A 17,452-nucleotide genomic window follows, 5' to 3' on the forward strand; every position below is an offset into this window, starting at 1 on the left:
TCAGCGGTCGCGACGCCGGTCAGAAAAATAGAACCCTGCCCCTCCACCGCAGTCCACAGATCGTGCTTCCCAAAACGGGAGTTTCCCGAGAACCCGGCAGTCCGTGCTGATGGCCAGCAGCGCCAGGCCCTCAGCTCAAGGAGACGCATATGAAACGCTCTGTACTCTTAGGCCTGTTCGTCACCGCTTCGCTCCTGGCCTCCCCCAGCTTCGCCGGGAACCAGGAAGACCTATGCCAGATGAACCTGCAAACCATCCGCGACGCCCGGACCAGCATCCAGGCCGCAGACCTGCAGGCCAACATCGACGCCACCGTGCAACAAGCCCAGGCAGCCCAGGCAAAAAACACCGAGGAAGGCACCAAGGAATGCATCGCCCTGACCACCCGCGCGATCCAGAGCATCCAGAACAGCCCCAAGAGCGAACATTGATACACGCGGGATCAGCCTTCGGGATGGCCTTGCGGGCCATTTTGGCGTAGACTCTACAAACCTGCTGGTAATGCACAGCAGGTTCGGGGCCGTTTAGGATTCGACGCCGGTTGCGAAACTTTAGGTGCATGCCGAGTTGGTAACAGAACTCGTAAATCCACTGTTGCAACTTCCTATAGTTGCCAATGACGAAACCTACGGGGAATACGCTCTCGCTGCGTAAGCGGCGCTAGCCTTCCTTCTGGTACCTTCGGGTCCAGCAATCATCAGGGGATGTCTGTAAACCCGAAATGATTGTCATACAGAACAGAATCGCCGTGCAGTACGTTGTGGACGAAGCGGCTAAAACTTACACAACTCGCCCAAAGCACCCTGCCCGTCGGGTCGCTGAGGGTTAACTCAATAGACACGGCTACGCATGTAGTACCGACAGCGGAGTACTGGCGGACGGGGGTTCAAATCCCCCCGGCTCCACCAACCATACAAATCAGGCACTTATCGATTATCGAAAGTGCCTTTTTTGTGTCTGTTAGGGCTGTTTTAGCTGGGTAATGCCAGCTTTATGACAGCCTGTCTACCCTCGAAGCCCATCCGCGGCTGTCGTCTTTACCTCAACCACCGACAAAACGTTTTCCGACGCTTTTCCGGTTTGAAGTCGCGCCACAGCAGTCTGTCAGGGGTATTAAATCTGTGTCAGCTTACACACAGAAACCCACACATGCTTACACATGCCCCAAAAAATACCTGATCAGCCACACCTCTCTGCAGTACTGCTTTGACAAGAGCCGCTCCGGCCTCGAAAGTTGCGCGAAGCCGATCCCAGTTTCTCTCGTCCCATCAAATTTGGGTCAAGTAAACAGGCCGACGTTTACTTCGTCGTCGCGGAGGTAGAAGCCTGGCTCGAGAATAAAATCAGCGAATGTGATGGAGACCGACCGGATCTCTGTACGAAATCCCGAGAAACCCAATCATCGCCCATCGGACGCTGAGATTTTGTAGAGTCACCCGCCATCAACGGAAAGGAATTCTGTGATGGCCAAAGCGTTACGAACTGTCGGACGGAGCCTGGTATGTGGCCTCTGATCTTTTCATCAAAACCCATGGCAGGGGGCGGCCTCGCTTGAACGATCGACTGATGCTCGATGGCGTGCTCTGGGGGCTCTGCTCCGGTGCTGCTTCGCGAGATATCATGGACATGCAACCAGACTCAAAATGCAAAAATGCGCCAAGCCAGTATGGAAGGCACCAACCTGGCACATCCGATCACAGCGTTATTTTTGCCGCCTTATCCTGCCCCCAGTGGGTAGCCCCCTCGACCTCTTCAGTAGTTTCAGATCCGAGCATCAAGGACTGCCAAGGGTAAAGCTCCATCAAATCGGGTACCCGGCCAAAATCCTGTACGGTTTCTGCCCACTCGTAGTCGTCCTCGAACGGGTAGTAATTCACCCCATGCATTAGCACACCCCAAACTGAGGTTTCCGAGGCGTTGTACGCGGTGATGTTCTCGATGTTCTTGTCCCTGCGCAGTTCCTCGATTTCGATACCCTCGCGGGTTTCATACCAGATATGCACCACACCGTTCTTATCTGGAGGTATCTGCGAGACGCCATCGTTGACCAGGCCTTTGAAGTGCCTAGAGCGCAGCCCAAGCGAAGCCTCATGGTCGCAGCACCACTGAGCCCCCACGCACTTGGCGACGTCCTCCACAAACAGGTTGAGAATGTCGTTGTTTGTGCCAGGTCGAAATACCCGCTTAGCGATGGTCGCAATGCTGCGCTTCTCGTTGCTGTCGATGTTGCCGAAAACCAGCAACTCCTGCTGAGGGCTTTCGGCTCTGACCCTAGACTTGCGGTAGTGCTGCTTCAGCCCCACCTTGTCGATGACGTGCATCTGGGCGCTGATCGCCCCTTCCCTAACCTTGCCCGCCCCCGCCTTGATGGCCAGATCCACCGCCTTGATCACCTGCTCTGCCGTCACGTCAGTGAGTTGGTCATGGAAGACCAAGTCAACAGTGCTCCAGGGAGCTACCTTGAGCATGTGGTGGCTCAGCTGATCCCACATATCAGCCCAAACCTGCTCCTCAGCCTGCGCGTATTTGGTCTGCTTATCCGCTCGCTTGCACTCGACATAAAACTCAAGCTCATCTGACTTGACAAGCATGTCGGGTGACTTCTTGGTTTTGCCATCCGGCCAGGTGATGCTGTTCTCCGGGATGAAGGAAACCTGGTAGCCATTTTTCAGATAGAACGAGGCTGTCAGCAGTTCGAAAATCTGCGTTTCAGGCTTGGAGTTGTTCGCCAACATCTTGTCCAGGACGTCGTTGACATGAGGTACCTCGCGCAGTTCCTCAGCAACCGCCCCAATAGCCATTGCGTATGGGAAGATGCGTCTGGTGCTGTAGGTGACGTCGCTGTATGGAAAATCATGGGACAGGTATGCGGCCATGATGTACCAGTCGATGTCACCTTCGACCGGTGTGAAGAGCTGCGGCTCAATCGGCAACCTGATATCGAATTGCGCCTCCTTCTCTCGTATGCGCTTTACATAGGCGGCCTTGCGCGCCTCCCAGGCTTCGATTCCCAACCTATCCACCAGTAGCTTGTAAAACGCCTTGGTTCTCGCGCGCTCAATCCGACTGCGAACATCCATTGTGGTCTCTCCATATGAGGAATTTGGAAAGTAGCCTGACAAGATATCAATCAGCCACTAAAGCCCTCTGGATGCACCGAAAAAGGGGCTGTGAGCAAGCAGCTACAAACTGGAAAAAGTAGCAGAGCCCAACCGTGAGGCTAGGCTTCGCTGGTTGGCTGCGCTCAGCAGCCCTTAGGAGGCCTTGCGACGGGCCAGGATCGACGTAATCACCTGAGCCGTTTCACCCCCTGCGAAATTTGGGTTCGGGGCGTTCCCGTATTCGAAGGTGCTACCCGACCGATCCCAGAGATGAACTTTCACGTCGTAGACCTCGAAACCTACATCGCTGAAGACGTATTTATCGAAGTCTTCTTTCTGGGCCTGGAAGATTTCTTCAGCGCTGAACGACGTCGCCATCCCACCGCGAATTGCAAAATTAACGATGTCGACGGAACCGATGGTCACCTTGTCTGAGGCGACGATGTCTTCGATGTGTTCCCGGTACAGCTTGCTCCGCTGGCTGGCATCGAAATCAGCTGGAGTACGGCTGAAGATATCGTGGCCGTGCGAACCGATGAACCAGGCTACGACGACCTTTGGCTGGAAGTCGGTGATCACCTTCAAGTCTTCGTCACTGAGCTCAAAGAGATCGCAGTGATGGATCTGAGCGGTCAGACCAGCATCTTTCAAGCGAGCTGCAGCTTTGGCGATCAAATGCTCATTGTTGTCCAGAGCGAGCACTTCACGTCCATCAGCCAGGTGTTTGGTGCCGTTGCCAACACCACAGCCGATCTCCAGCACACGCTCGTTAGGGACCGCCTTGGCAAGTTTCTGATACACATCGTGAGACTCAAGTGATTGAGACTCACGCTCCCATAGGCCGGAATACTGAATGGCGTTCGAAAGCTGATTCATACTTACTCCATAGGACAGAAATCAAAAAAACACATCTTTGCAGCAGCGCTGCACTCTCACCAGATCAAGGCCTCATACCGCAAGGTCACCCCTGTATGTATGAGGCCTCGGTAGACTGCTGTGCTTTTTAGATTTCTTGAATCTGCAGCCCCAAACCCTAAGTCAGTCCGCGATCAGCCCGCGTTGCCGCCACCTCGCTCTGACAAAATCGTTAAAATTATAATCCTCCCCAAGCGCGAGACCGTCCGCATGATCACAGACGATAATCTGAGGCATTACCCCAGTATCACGCTTGGTGTCATCACAGAACTTCGCGAGCTGGGTGAACATGTTGGCAACCGCATCAAGATCGTCATGCAAGTTGGTGTCTTTGAGCTCATCAGACCTGAGATTGGCCGCAACAAACTCATTCCCTTCATCAGCTGTGGGGAAATAGACCTGGGTAGGCTGATCCAAGAAGAGGATCGGCGGAATCTTGCACTTCTCTGCCCGCGCCGCAAATTGGTAGTGAAGCGCCATGAACAGGGTGAGATGCGAGTAAACCCAGTTTGCGCCACTGCCCATCGACCTCAGGAAGACCTTCTTAAATGCATCCTTCTCGTGCCAAAGATCGAAGCTATTCACGTCAAACTTAAGCGACCCTGTTCTATAGGTTTGTTCAAAGTGGAAGTTCTTACCAAGCTCTTTCATCTTTTTATTGATATCTCGCGCAAGCCTATCAAGCTCGATATCAACGTCGTACTTATCCATTAGCTCTTGGAGCTTATCGACCTGACCCTGCCAGTACTCCTCCATTTTCTTCAGATCTGACGGAGGATTGTCGATGAACTTGTCGATCTCGATTTCGAGACGCAACTTCGTTTTTCTAGGAGCATCCTCCAGAGTGTTCGCCTCTGCTCGTAGCACCTCCTGCTCCTCGAAAGGCTTGAGAGCAGTTTGGACTTCCTTGAGCTGCAGGCGGATGCCCTTGATTTCGTCTTTCAGGTCGCGGCTTTCCTGTCCCAGACTCTCCCGCGCATAGGACGAGAGCTTCAACTGGCCGTTCAGCCACTCGATGGCCTCGGTGAGTTTGTTCGCCTGATCTTCTGGAATGTCGGAGTGAGATTCGCACACAGGGCAGAAGGTGTGTTCAAGGTTGGTCGAGCGGGGGACCGTCAACGAAGCAAAATTGTTGCCGATACCTTTCGCCTGCTCGACAGAGCGTTCCAGCAAATCGCTCCTGCCAAGGGCCGAACGCAACTCGGAGACCAGCTTGGACTTCTTCTCCCGCAGCTCCTTGAGGGTCTTTTCGTAATCATCTGCCAAGCCATCAACCGTGACCGGGGAGCCCAACATGAGCTTCAAAGCAGCCAGGGGCTTGAGGTAGATCTCATCAGCAGTCATGTCGAACAAAGGCTTGCCGGCGAGCGCCTTGTATTCCGAGAGGAACCGATCGAATGTGGTGACGACTTCTTGCTTGAGCTTATCGTCCTTGGGGATTTTGAGCTTAACCCGGCGAAGCTCGTAGCTGGCCTCGGTGTGCTCCTTGGCCAGATCGAAATACTCCTCCCCCACGATTCCCATAAGGATCTTGAAGTGGTCGATCGCCTGATCCCGCTTAACCTTTTCGTCGAAGCGGTAGAAGATTGCGTGCTTGTTCGCCACCAAATTCTGGTGCTGAAGCATCAGCGACGGGAAGCTGCGCACCGATGGCGTGGCCCCTTTCTTTCCAGTGATTTCCTGGTACATAGGGTCAACGTCAATGTTTTCCAGTGTCACACCGAAGTACTTACCTAGACTCTTGAGGTACTGATCCTTGTGGATAAAGAAACGGTCGTCGAAGAAGTAATCCACGTGCTTCATCAGCCCCACGATGTCCTCAGCCTCCGGCCCGGTGACTTCGCGCAGGAAGCAACGCTTGGATGCCGCTGCACGGCCCGTCACGAGCGTTAGGGAGGGGAACTGCAGGACAGTGAAGAACATCTCGCCACGCTCGGTCAACTTGCCATCCGGGATGGTGTCTTCGCTACTACCCAAGCAGTAGTCGAATATCTCCAAGATGGCGCTTTTGCCGGTGGACGATCGACCGGTGATGATATTCAGGCCTGGGGTGAGCGGGACAAAGTGAAGCTCCTTATCTTTGTCGACGACACCGATATAGCTTACATAGCAATTCATAGCGATTTGAGCCCCAACGCCCTGTAAATAGAAACAACATTCTCACCGGTGAAAACCACCGCCAGCTTGCGTGCGTATTTCATGAGCGCTTCGTCGGCATTCTCTTCTCGAATCTTGCCCTGCGGGGCCACCGACATATCTTCGTTAATCAGCACACTCTTTTCGGAGTTAAGGATCAGCAGCGCCGCATGAGTAATCGGTTTGAATTCCTCCACTCGCAGCTCCAGACCCAAGACTCGACTCGGATCCTGCAACAATGTACGAATCGAACTTTTCCTGTTGGCGTTGTGCAGGAATTTATGAATCGGCTTGTAAGTTATCATCGGAAGAATCAGGTAACTAAGCAGAACATCCTTCTCCGTAGGATCCCAGTGATCGTAGAACGAGTGGATCACGGGAGCGAGAGCGAAGGGTGTCCGCCGCAAGGTGTAAATGTGATCTGCAGCGCTCTTACTCATTCCAAAGCCTCCAGTAAAACTCCTTTTCCTCGTCGTCGGCTTTCACATCAGCCAACATGTGGTAGATGCCATTTCGAAAATCCGCCGTGGTATCTTCAAAGGTTTTCAGCTGAACCACTTCGGCAGCGTGCTGCTGGAAGAAAAACTTAAGTGACTTGCGCCTGAGCTGTATGGAGCAACTTTCATCCATGCAGTCGATCATCGCACTCAGTCGTCCATCCAGATGACGATCCAGATGGTTTTTCTGATAGCGCTGGATATCAAATTCTGAGGCCAAGCTATCCCTGTAAAGCTCATCAATGACCTCGCCAGCGATGAGCAACTGCAAAGCGGCCTGTTTGACGCGCATCTCGCCATCGATTTCCCGAATCTTCTTCACGAACGGGCGATCGGCAATCTCGGCCAGGTCAATGTTCTGCTTCAGGGCGTCGACATCGACCTCTGGGAAGATGCTTGTATGCGTCATGTAACGCTTGGTCAGCTCGGCAACCTTGTCCGTGAACTCCTCACAGGTGATTTCCCAGCCGGTATCGATGAACTTGGTGCTGCCGATGAAGCCCAAGATGTCGTCAAGGAAGCTCTGATGCTTCGATGCACGGATCGCCCTCAGGTGCAGCACCTTGAAATCGTGCAGGCGCTGTTGAAGTGAAGGCGAGCCGGTAATGAACACAGCCCTTTCCAGCACCTCCAGCAGCTCATCTTTCAACGCCGGGGCCATTACCAAACGCTGCAGTTCCAGTGTCTCCGAGGGCTCTTTGGCCTTGGAAGCAGTGAACCGTTGCTCCGCGCCGTCGTAGATAGCGGTCAAGAGGGCAAGCTTCTCGGTAGCGGTGCTGGCGTTCCAATCCGTCAGTGTCGACCTAGGCGAGAATTCCTGGTTCGTCACCAGCACCAAGCTCTCATAAGCACAGTGATCAAACGCCTTGTTGAGCCAGTTGTTCAGGGTATTCCAGATATTCTGGTGGCCATCCCTCAGGGTGTCCGCATACAGCTTGACCTCGACCTGAGCCGCTCCCTCCAGGGTCACATCCCCGAACACCTCGACCCACAGGCGCTTTCCCTTCTCCAGCTTGTAGCAATACTCAAGCGCTACAACGAGCTGGTACTGCAGCGCTTCGAACAGTTTCGTAGCATCAAACGGCAACTTATCTGGCAATTTATCCATAAATATTCCACGACTGCCTTTACAGGTAAGCTCTTGTAGGTCAAAGAGAGAAACTCGTCAGCGGGATGAGCACACTGTGCCTAGGGCGGAGATTTACATCTCAGAAACCGGTTAAGCCTAGAAACGATACTGTACAAAAAAACAGTAACCACTCTGATATATACTGGATGAAAATACAGAAACACGCGTTGGATCCGTTCAATAGTAGCACTGGAAAGTCCATGATCGCAAAGGGCCACTACGCAACTTTTTAAGTAAAATCTTTTGTATTAGTCCAACAATATTTATTGAATATCCGAGGAATACCAAAAGGGTATCTTTTGGGTATCTTTCCCACTTGATGTGGCCCAAAAAACCTGCGAGCGAAGCGCTAATACACTCAGTGCAAGCTCAACTGGCATGTCAGCACGGCAAATGCAAACCTACGCTATCCCCCAATGCGTGATCTCTGCGATTGCTGACACCGTTTCCTAGTGCGAAACACACACAAGCCTCGGCATAATGCCATCAACCAAGATCAGTTAGCGGCCGCTGGTCACTGCGACGAAGGATTAATTTCTCTAAGGATTTGACATGGCAAGATTCAAGATTGGTGAAAAGGTCTTTGTCCCATGCTCGCGTATCAAAGGAATGGATGACTTGCCTTCGGTTTTTTGGCCTACAACAGTTCGTTCGGTAAAAGGACGAAGCATCACGGTTGATCTTCGCGGAGGAGTGGAGTCTGAAGAAATAGGATCCAGCCTATGCCACAAAAACCTTGGCCTACTAATTTTGACAGTAGGTGATTTAAAGACCGAACCGACACTGCTTGATCCTTTAGCCAAATCAATACTTCAATACTGCAGATTGCTGGTTCCAGACGATTATATTAGGGCTTATAAAATTCGCTCTCTTGAAGAGTTGAAAACTGTATGGAGCACAGAGCAAGACAATTGCTCACACTTGATAATCATTGGTCACGGGAGCCAAGCTGGTATCGACTTCGCAAACAACGGTTGGTGCAACCCGGCGCAGATTGAAGATGCAATCGGTCCTCTCAAATCTTTGAAGAAAGTAGCTATTTCTCTATGCTGTAAAACTGGTTATAAATCGGTCGGTGGAAAACTATCCGATATAGACGTCTTTAGCCATTTTATTGCTCCGTTTCATAGTGTGCATGGAGCGGTTGCCTCTCAATTTACTCAGTCTTTTTTGGCGTTTCATTTGCTTGAGGGTGAAACCACCAAGGTCGCATTCAAGCACGCCAGCAATAGCACCCCGGGCAGCATCAGCTTCAGGCTTTGGGAAAAAGGGAAACTCACAGCCGGACCGAAATGACGGCAAAATGGCAGCATGAAGACTGAAAGCCACGAATTACAAGGTTCAGACGGGGATTCAAATCCCCCCGGCTCCACCAAACAAAGCACCAACAAAGCCCGCCTTGTGCGGGCTTTGTTGTTTCTGGCCTTAACGTTCCGCCACCATCGCCAACCGCCCCTCCCCGCACTCACAGACCCAGCGTTCGCTCCCCCGAAGCAGCGTTAAGTCTCTTTCTATTGTGCGAACTTTCCTAGAAACTCCTAGCCGCTTGCGCCTGGTGTACCCGCTGGCTAGCCTCGCTCTGTCACTGCAAATTCAGTGACCGGGTTTAGCAGCTCGACGTGTAACTAGGCGCATGGCGCCCCCATTACGTGGCGCTTTTTTTGGCTCCGTTTTATGGCGGCCGTGCGCAGGGCACCTTCGGGTGCGCCGGGGTCCTAGTCACCGGTCTGCTAACCTGCAAACGGCCGCCACCCAATCGTTTAGCAGCGACGGTGATGGCTCCTATGACAGTACTAGGAGTTACGCCATGAAGAAGCTTGTCCCCGATCCGCCCCGCACTGCTACCCAACGCGTCAGAAACCTTGAACACGATCTGGCCAATCAGCAGATCCGGCAGAAACTGTCAGTTCAGCCTGCTGATGCGTCTCTGATTCAGTCGCTCAAAAAAACCGTCAGTATCCCGGTGAGCCGCGATTCTTTGTTCTCGGTTCGGGGAGGCATCAACGCCGAAGAAGCCCTGCTCCACGTCTCCCTGCTGCTGAAAAGCGCCGAAGAAGTTTCCGATGAAATCACCGAGCGCGGCAGTGGCATCGAGCGTGGTTTGATCTGGTCCCTGGTGCACTCGGTGGAGATGGCGCGGGCCGTGGTGGATGCCTTGCTCGATGGCAGTCGCCACACGCCATCGCTGAAGTAGAACGCCCCGCGAAAGCACGGCGCGGCAGCACGACCTGCCGCGCTGTTCCTTAACGCATCTACTAAACACTCAAAAAAACGCCTTCAAATCCACCCCCTCTGCCATCGCCTTATTACCCGCATCCCCCGGATGCAGGTGATCGCCCGAATCCACAAACGGCAACAAACGCGTTGGATGCTGCGGATCACGGGTCAGCTGGTCGAAGTCGATCACCGCGTCGAATGCCTGGCTGGTGCGTATCCACTGGTTGAGCGCCTGGCGCAGTTGTTCCTTCGAGGCGCTGTGGTAGTGCTCGATGATGCTGCCCTGCAGGGCGCCTTCGAAGGGCAGCAGTGTGGTGCCGATGATGCGGAGGTTGTGGCGATGCGCCTGGTCGATCAGTTGCCGATAGCCGGTGATCAGCCCGTCCAAAGAAGGCAACGGAACATTCGGCGCGAAGGCGGTGCCGGGCCAGCTGATGTCGTTGATCCCCAGCATCAGCACTACGGTTTTCACCCCGGGTTTGCTCAGCACATCGCGCTCGAAACGCGCTGCTGCACTGGCGCCCATGCCGTCTTCGAGCAGGCGCGCGCCGGAGATGCCGCCGTTGAGCACGGCGACTTTCTCTCTGGCCAGGCGCTGGGCGAGGAAGTCGGGCCAGCGTCGGTTGCTGTCCAAGGTCGAGCCGTTGCCGTCGGTAATGGAGTCGCCGAGCACCACCAGGGCACGGGCGTCGAGCGGGGCGTCCACCAGGATGTCGCTGAGGAACAGCCGCGCCTCCACCTGTTCCTTGCCTTCCAGCCGCTGCGTATTGACCTGATTGCCCGGACTGATAAACGCGGTTTGCTTGCCGTCCCAATGGAAGGTGGTCAGCGGTGTGCGCTGTGGCAGATACAACGAGACCAGCAGATCACCGAGGGCCGGCACCGCCAGTGCTACCGGGTCGCTGGTCCGGGTTTCGCCCGGCGCGATGCTGACCTGTTCTTCGCCACCAAACCTGAGGATTTGCCCGGAGCCTGCGCGAACGGACTCGCCCTCCTCCACGGCGGCGACCCGCGCCGCGCCAATCAGCAGAGGCTGCTTGCCGTATTCGTTGGACACCACCACCCGTACCTGGCTGCCGCCGACGCTGACACGCAGCTTCTGGTGAATGGTGCTGTCGGACAGGGCCTCGGGAATCCGCGTGGGCAGCGGCAACTCGTTGCCCCAGGTCGGTTGCGGGCTGGCCATCCAGGTGGTGAGCCAATTGTCCTGGGCCAGGGCAGGACCCGCGGCAAGCAGGGCGGTGACTATCAGCGGCAGGGAAAATCGCAAGTGCAGGGCTTTCATCCGGGTAGCTCCTTGAGGCAGTAAGGCTGAGGCGAGCCAGATTGCTCCATTCGAAATAACCGTGATAGAAGGCATAAGTTCATACAGCCCATTCTGATATCGAATACCCATGGACAGCCTCAAAGCGATGCATTGCTTCGTCCGCGCCGTCGAGCTGGGCAGCCTGTCATCGGCCGCCCGGGAGCTGGGCAGCACGCAACCCACTGTCAGCAAGCTGGTGGCGGCCCTGGAACAGCAGTTGGGTACCCGCCTGCTCACCCGGGGCACCAGCGGGCTGACACCCACCGAACAAGGCAAGCGTTTCTACGAGCGGGCGAAAGCCGTGCTGGAGGAATATAGCGAAGCAGTGGCCGAAGTACGCGGCCTGACCGAGCGCCCCGAGGGCGTGCTGCGGGTCAATGTGCCGGTGAGCCTGGGGGTGTTGCGCCTGAATGCGTTGCTGCTGGCATTCATGGTGCAATACCCGGACATCGAGGTGGAGCTGATCCTCAACGATCGTTTCGTCGATCTCACCGAGGAGAACGTCGACCTGGCCCTGCGCCTGGGCGGTGACCTGCCGCCCAACGCCATCGCCCGGCGCATCGCGACATCGCCGCGCTACCTGGTGGCGGCGCCGGAATACCTGCGCCAACATTCGCCCTTGAACAGCCCGGCCGACCTGAGTGCACACAACTTCCTGCGCTTCGCCTGGCTGGCGACGGGCGACCGCCTGGAGCTGAGCGGCCCGAGCGGCGAAAAGGTCAGCGTCACCGCCCAAGGGCGCTACCGGAGCAACAGCTCATTGGCCATTCGCGATGGCGTGCTGCAGGGCGCCGGGCTCTGTATCACCCCGGCCTGGCTGGTCAGTGACCTGCTGGACAGCGGGCAACTGGTGCGGGTCCTGCCCGACTGGAGCGGGCCAGCGAACGAGGCGTTCCTGATCTACCCCGAGCGCCGCTACCGGCCCCTGCGCGTGCGCTTGCTCATGGAGTACCTGGCCGAACGGGTACCGCAGCTACCCGGCTTCATTGCCTGACCCAATAAACATCGATGCCTGCCCCGGACACGATCAATGGCCATTACGATCCCCTTTTGGCCAACCCCGTGCTGTGAATCCCAGGGGGCGTCGGCAAGAATCGAACCCGGACCACTGACTCAGTGACCCAGGCTGTCACCAGAACCGCCCTTGTGAACCTTGACCCTCTTTGTCCTTTGCCCTTTTAAAGGACCGCCTGCCGCGTACAGAACATAAAAACCATCGCCACGCTGGGGAAAAAATTCATGGCCACTATGAAAACCATACTGAGTGCCACCGTTTGTGGGCTGTCGCTGCTGGCCGGCGCGGCGCAGGCCGAGCAGCGCGAGCTGCGGGTGTACAACTGGGCCGACTACATCCTGCCGTCGGTGCCCAAGGACTTCGCCAAGAACAGCGGCATCAAGGTCACCTGGGACACCTTCGATACCAACGAATCCCTCGAAGCCAAGCTGCTAACCGGCAACTCGGGCTATGACCTGGTGGTGCCGTCGAACCAGTTCCTCGATACCCAGATCAAGGCCGGGGTGTTCCAGAAGCTTGACAAGTCCAAGCTGCCCAACTGGCAGCACCAGGACCCGGCGCTGCTCAAGCTGCTGGACAGCAACGACCCGGGTAACCAATACGGCGTGCCCTACATGTACGGCACGGTGCTGATCGGCTTCAACAAGGCCTTGGTCAAGGCAGCGCTGGGCGACAACGCGCCGGTGGACAGCTGGGACCTGGTGTTCAAGCCGGAGAATATGGAGAAGCTCAAATCCTGCGGCGTGGCCATGCTCGACTCGCCGTCGGAAATCCTGCCGCTGGCCCTGCATTACCTGGGGCTGGACCCCAACAGCCAGAACCCGCAGGACTACGAAAAAGCCAAGGAGCTGATGCTGAAAATCCGCCCCTACGTCACCTACTTCAACTCGGCCAAGTACATGACCGATATCGCCAACGGCGACATCTGCGTGGCCATCGGTTACTCCGGCAGTTTCTACCAGTTCGGCAATCGCGCCAAAGAGGCCGGCAACGGCGTGGTGGTGGACTGGCGCCTGCCCAAGGAAGGCGCGCCGATCTGGTTCGACACCTTCGCCATTCCCAAGAGCGCGAAAAATGTCGCCGAGGCCCATGAGTTCCTCAACACTCTACTGGACCCGAAAGTCATCGCGCCCATCAGTGACTTCCTTGGCTACCCCAATGCCAACAAGGACTCGATCGCGCTGATCGACAAGGCTATCACCGGCAACACCGACCTGACGCCCACCAGCGAGGCCCTGAAGAAACTCTATGTAGTGCAGCCTTTGCCGCAAAAGCTGGAGCGGGTGCGGACCCGGGTCTGGACCAGCATCAAGTCGGATAAATGATCCGCCCCCTCAGGCAGCCCCCGCCCTGGGGCTGCCTGGTCTTCACTTCAATTCGAACACCAGGCAGGGATTGTCATTCAAACGCCCTTCGAACACTGGGGTCGCCTGCTCCAACGCAGTCCCCGCCAATAACGCCCGATCCTTGCGCGCCAGGATCACCCAGGCCGGACGCGGCAACGAGGCCAGCGGCGACAGATCGTCCTTGCTGATAAACCGCGGCTGCTCGTCGTGGTCCAGGTTCATCATGTAGCGCACCGCCCAGGTGTCTTTGCCCAGGTTGAGAAATACCAGGGTTCCGCGGTCCTCCCCACGCAGCTGCTCCACCTGCCCGACAAAACCCCGGGTGTCGAATTGCAGGTCCTTGGCCGGCTCGATCACCTTCACCAGCAGCCACCACTGTGCCGCCAGGGCCAACAGGCTGAGCAGCACCAGGCGCCGCCCCGGCAAGTCGCGAGTGGTTCGCCAGCAGTACAGCGCCAGCCCCTGCAAACCGAGAAAGACCGCAATCATCAGCGGCAATGACAGCGCCGGCCAATAACCGTGCTTCTGCCAGCTGTGCCGGCAGACCAGCAGCACCACGACACACAACCCCGGCAACAGCGCCACCAGGCCGAGATAAAACCGCCGCGCCCCAACCAGCCAGCGCTGCGGCTTGAGCAGGCCGTAAGCCGCGACCGCCGCGAACATCGGCACCATGGGCAGGATGTAATAGGCACGCTTGAAGTGCGGCACCGATAAGCCGAGCAGGATCATCAGTCCGCAGGCGCCCAGGCGCACCAGCAATTGCACCTGATCGTCCGTATGCCGCGCGGACCATTGCCGGCGCAGGACGAACAGGGTCGCCAGCGCCAGCGGCACCACGGGGAAGTAACGGTAGAGGCTGAGCTGGAAGTAGAAGTAGAACGGCTCGCCGCTTTCATCCAGACGCCCGCTCACCTGCATCTGGTAGACCTGCCGGGCGAAAGCCTCGCCGCCGCTGAACTGCGCCAGCTGCATCAACGACCACCAGCAGGCGGCCAGCAGGAGCAGGCCGATCGCCCCATGGACCATCACCTTCCTCGCCAGCCGCCAGGCGTCGTCCCGGAAACGGTAACGCCCCAGCGCCCAATAGGTGCAGGCCACGCCGCAGACCTCGATCAGCCCCAGGGGGCCACGGATGGCGAAGGCAATAACGAACAACGGGAAAATCGCGTACTGCCGCCATTTAGAGCCCATCTGCTCGCCGCTGTGCAGCAGGTAAAAACAGCCCAGGCAGAGCAGCGAGACCATCTGGTCCAGGCACACCGAGCGCGACTTCTCCAGCAACTGGGTGGTCAACACCGTCAGCAGCACCGCCAGCAATGCCCAGGTGCGATCGAGCGGCGCCAGCAGGCGGTACAGCAGCGCCAGCACCCCGGCCGAGGCCAGCGCCGTGGGCAGGATATTGGCCAATTGGTTGGGCGCGCCGAACAGCTGGGCAAAGCCATAGCTGAACAAGGTGGCGGTGCCCGGATAGTCCGGGTAAGGCTCGCCGTAGGTGGTGGGGAACAGGCTCGCGCCGTGGCGGAACATCTCCTGCAAAAACAACCACCAGCGCCCGTCGAAACCTTGTGCTGGCTGGTCCCAGATGCCGAACGTGAACAGCAGCAGGGCGAGCAGAAAGACGCCCAACATCTCGAGGCGAATGCGGTGGTGGTTCATGGACGATCCGTCAGAGGGTGCATTGCCCGAAGGCTTGGGCATGCCGGCTGCCATGTTGCAGCCGCAGGCCCTGAACCATCCCTGAACAGGCCGCAAAAAAATCCCGGCCCTGCCATCAACCCTACTCGCAAAGACAGGCTGACGCCCCACTCAGCCTGGCGTACTCAGTCCTCCTGCCGAAGAAACGGCAGCAGATGAGCAATAAAGGCCTCGGGCGCCTCCTCGGTGATGAAGTGACCACACCCCGGCACTATCGCCCCCTGAAGATTCAGCGCGTTGCCCTGCATCGTCAGCAGCGGCGCGTCATGGGTGGCATGTTCGGCGCCAATGGCCAGGACCGGCATTTCCAGCGGGCGGCTGGCGCGCTCGCGGTTCTGCCGGATGCTCTCGGGGATGGCCCGGTAATAGGCGAACCCACCCCGCAGTCCGCCGGGTACCGAGTAGGCTTTGACATAGGTCTCGACCGCCACCCGCTCCTGGTGCACCGACCACTGTTCGAACATGTAGGCCAAGTACTGCGCCTCGCGCCCGGCGATCAGCATCTCCGGCAGGTCCTGCAACTGGTTGAACATGAAGTGCCAGAGAAAGATGTTCTGCCCGGGCGGCGCGAAGATCGCCGGCGCCTCGGCCAGGCCGGGAATCACCGCCTCCGTCAGGGCCAGTTTCTCCACCGCCTGCGGATAGTCGCTGGCCAAGGCGTAGGCCACCCACATGCCGACGTCATGCCCCACCACCGAGTACTGGCTGTAACCCAGCGCCAGCATCAAGGCCTGCAGGCGAGACGCCGTGCTGCCGGTGTCGTAGCCCTGCTCGGGACGGTCGGACAGGCCCATGCCGGGGAGGTCGACCGCGATCGCCCGGTAACCCTGCCCGGCCAGCGCCTGCATGACGTGGCGCCAAGTGAACCAGGTCTGCGGCCACCCGGGGATCAACAGCACAGGCCGGCCCTGGCCCTCGCTGACATAGTGAATGCGCCCGCCGTCCACCTGTACGTAGCCATGGTGGTAGTCACGCCCGGCAAAAGCCTGCTGTTCGAAAAGATCCATGCTCAGCGTCCTTGATGAGAGGGCTGGGCAATGCCCAGCAGTCGGTTGATCTGGGTCTGGTCCAGCGGCGCGCCGGCGAAGTCGTCGAAGACTTTGTCCGTCACCTGGATGATGTGCTGGTTGATAAAGGCCACGCCCTCGCGCGCGCCCTGCTCCTGGTCTTTCAGGCAGCACTCCCATTCCAGGGTCGCCCAGCCGGCATAGTCATAAAGCGCCAGCTTGGAAAAGATCCCCTTGAAATCCACCTGCCCGTCGCCCAGCGAACGGAACCGCCCGGCCCGGTCGGCCCAGGGCTGATAACCGCCGTAAATGCCCTGGCGGCCGCTGGGATTGAACTCGGCGTCCTTCACATGAAACATGCGAATGAACTCGTGGTAGATATCCAGGTAGTCCAGGTAATTGAGCTGCTGCAGGACAAAATGGCTGGGGTCGAAGAGCATCTTGCAGCGCGGATGGTTGCCGACCCGCTCCAGGAACATCTCGAAGGTCACGCCGTCATGCAGGTCCTCGCCCGGGTGGATCTCGTAGCACAGGTTCACCCCCTGCTCGTCACAAGCGTCGAGAATCGGCAGCCAGCGCTTGGCCAGTTCATTGAACGCCGAGTCGACCAGGCCTTCCGGGCGCTGTGGAAAGGGAAAGAAATAGGGCCAGGCGAACGAGCCGGAAAAGGTCCCCATATCGCTGAGGCCCAGCCGGCGAGACGCCTTGGCGGACAGCTTCAGCTGTTCGAGGGCCCACTGGGTCTTGGCGCCACTGTCGCCCCGCAGGGCCGGTGGGGCGAAGCCGTCGCACAGGGTGTCGTAGGCGGGATGCACAGCCACCAACTGGCCGAACAGGTGGGTGGTCAGTTCGCTGATCACCAGGCCATGTTCGGCCAGGGTGCCGCTGACTTCATCGCAATAATCCTGGCTGCTGGCCGCCAGGCGCACATCGAACAGGCGCTCATCCCAGGCCGGCACTTGAAGCGCCTTGAACCCCAGCCCCGCCGCCCACGCGGCAATGGCGGGCAGGGTATTGAATGGCGGCGCCGCGTCACTGAATTGAGCCAGGTGCAGGCTCGGTCCCTTGAGGGTTTTCATCGTCAA

At 57.5% G+C, this 17,452-nt stretch carries 14 protein-coding genes, 1 other RNA gene and 1 pseudogene; 7 read left to right on the forward strand and 9 right to left on the reverse strand.

The window, feature by feature from the left end; all coding sequences use genetic code 11:
- The first annotated feature begins 149 nt into the window (after nt 1-149).
- The 3 genes and pseudogenes from J4D52_RS05380 to J4D52_RS30465 all read left to right on the forward strand — a co-directional run.
- Nucleotides 150-431 carry a hypothetical protein gene (locus J4D52_RS05380; protein ID WP_063428292.1) on the forward strand — a complete coding sequence of 94 codons (282 nt, stop codon included), beginning with the start codon at nt 150-152 and terminating at the stop codon, nt 429-431.
- Between the two features lie 85 nt (nt 432-516).
- Nucleotides 517-908: a transfer-messenger RNA gene (gene ssrA, locus J4D52_RS05385) on the forward strand.
- A 574-nt stretch (nt 909-1,482) separates the two neighbouring features.
- Nucleotides 1,483-1,620 (forward strand): annotated as a pseudogene (locus J4D52_RS30465) (transposase); the annotation flags it as partial.
- A gap of 74 nt (nt 1,621-1,694) precedes the next feature.
- Here the strand turns inward: J4D52_RS30465 and J4D52_RS05390 are convergent.
- The 5 genes from J4D52_RS05390 to J4D52_RS05410 form a co-directional block, all read right to left on the reverse strand.
- Nucleotides 1,695-3,080 (reverse strand): hypothetical protein, encoded by a 1,386-nt coding sequence (locus tag J4D52_RS05390; protein ID WP_102676249.1) that lies wholly within the window; start codon nt 3,078-3,080, stop codon nt 1,695-1,697.
- Nucleotides 3,081-3,254: 174 nt separating this feature from the next.
- On the reverse strand, nt 3,255-3,977 hold the full coding sequence (locus tag J4D52_RS05395) for a methyltransferase domain-containing protein (RefSeq protein ID WP_102676248.1): 723 nt from the start codon (nt 3,975-3,977) through the stop codon (nt 3,255-3,257).
- A 162-nt stretch (nt 3,978-4,139) separates the two neighbouring features.
- Nucleotides 4,140-6,134 (reverse strand): DUF3732 domain-containing protein, encoded by a 1,995-nt coding sequence (locus J4D52_RS05400; RefSeq protein WP_102676247.1) that lies wholly within the window; start codon nt 6,132-6,134, stop codon nt 4,140-4,142.
- Nucleotides 6,131-6,592 carry a three component ABC system middle component gene (locus tag J4D52_RS05405; RefSeq protein WP_102676246.1) on the reverse strand — a complete coding sequence of 154 codons (462 nt, stop codon included), beginning with the start codon at nt 6,590-6,592 and terminating at the stop codon, nt 6,131-6,133. The genes J4D52_RS05400 and J4D52_RS05405 overlap by 4 nt, the downstream gene beginning before the upstream one ends.
- Entirely contained in the window at nt 6,585-7,757 is a 1,173-nt protein-coding gene (locus J4D52_RS05410) for a hypothetical protein (RefSeq protein WP_102676245.1), read from the reverse strand. The genes J4D52_RS05405 and J4D52_RS05410 overlap by 8 nt, the downstream gene beginning before the upstream one ends.
- Before the next feature lie 573 nt (nt 7,758-8,330).
- Here J4D52_RS05410 and J4D52_RS05415 point away from each other — a divergent pair.
- A complete protein-coding gene (locus J4D52_RS05415) occupies nt 8,331-9,074 on the forward strand; it encodes a hypothetical protein (protein ID WP_146017989.1) in 744 nt (247 codons plus the stop codon).
- A 511-nt stretch (nt 9,075-9,585) separates the two neighbouring features.
- Nucleotides 9,586-9,972: a DUF6124 family protein gene (locus J4D52_RS05420; RefSeq protein WP_102676244.1), complete on the forward strand. Its 387-nt coding sequence runs from the start codon at nt 9,586-9,588 to the stop codon at nt 9,970-9,972.
- Nucleotides 9,973-10,041: 69 nt separating this feature from the next.
- Here J4D52_RS05420 and J4D52_RS05425 read toward each other — a convergent pair whose 3' ends face one another.
- Nucleotides 10,042-11,280 (reverse strand): SGNH/GDSL hydrolase family protein, encoded by a 1,239-nt coding sequence (locus J4D52_RS05425; RefSeq protein ID WP_102676243.1) that lies wholly within the window; start codon nt 11,278-11,280, stop codon nt 10,042-10,044.
- Nucleotides 11,281-11,389: 109 nt separating this feature from the next.
- On the opposite strand from J4D52_RS05425, the gene J4D52_RS05430 reads away from it, so the two are divergent.
- The gene (locus J4D52_RS05430; RefSeq protein WP_102676242.1) at nt 11,390-12,295 is read left to right on the forward strand and encodes a LysR family transcriptional regulator; all 906 of its coding nucleotides are present in this window, start codon (nt 11,390-11,392) and stop codon (nt 12,293-12,295) included.
- 245 nt (nt 12,296-12,540) lie between these two features.
- On the forward strand, nt 12,541-13,641 hold the full coding sequence (locus J4D52_RS05435; protein WP_102676241.1) for a polyamine ABC transporter substrate-binding protein: 1,101 nt from the start codon (nt 12,541-12,543) through the stop codon (nt 13,639-13,641).
- A gap of 42 nt (nt 13,642-13,683) precedes the next feature.
- On the opposite strand, the gene J4D52_RS05440 is transcribed toward J4D52_RS05435, so the two are convergent.
- From J4D52_RS05440 to J4D52_RS05450, 3 genes are all read right to left on the reverse strand, one after another.
- The gene (locus tag J4D52_RS05440) at nt 13,684-15,321 is read right to left on the reverse strand and encodes a glycosyltransferase family 39 protein (protein WP_102676240.1); all 1,638 of its coding nucleotides are present in this window, start codon (nt 15,319-15,321) and stop codon (nt 13,684-13,686) included.
- Between the two features lie 164 nt (nt 15,322-15,485).
- The gene (locus J4D52_RS05445; RefSeq protein ID WP_102676239.1) at nt 15,486-16,367 is read right to left on the reverse strand and encodes an alpha/beta fold hydrolase; all 882 of its coding nucleotides are present in this window, start codon (nt 16,365-16,367) and stop codon (nt 15,486-15,488) included.
- Between the two features lie 2 nt (nt 16,368-16,369).
- Complete coding sequence (locus J4D52_RS05450; RefSeq protein WP_102676238.1) at nt 16,370-17,446, reverse strand: sugar phosphate isomerase/epimerase; 1,077 nt, start codon at nt 17,444-17,446, stop codon at nt 16,370-16,372.
- Nucleotides 17,447-17,452: the final 6 nt, after the last annotated feature.

This window comes from Pseudomonas sp. GW460-12-10-14-TSB1 (assembly GCF_017349775.1).
GTDB classification, from domain to species: domain Bacteria; phylum Pseudomonadota; class Gammaproteobacteria; order Pseudomonadales; family Pseudomonadaceae; genus Aquipseudomonas; species Aquipseudomonas piscium.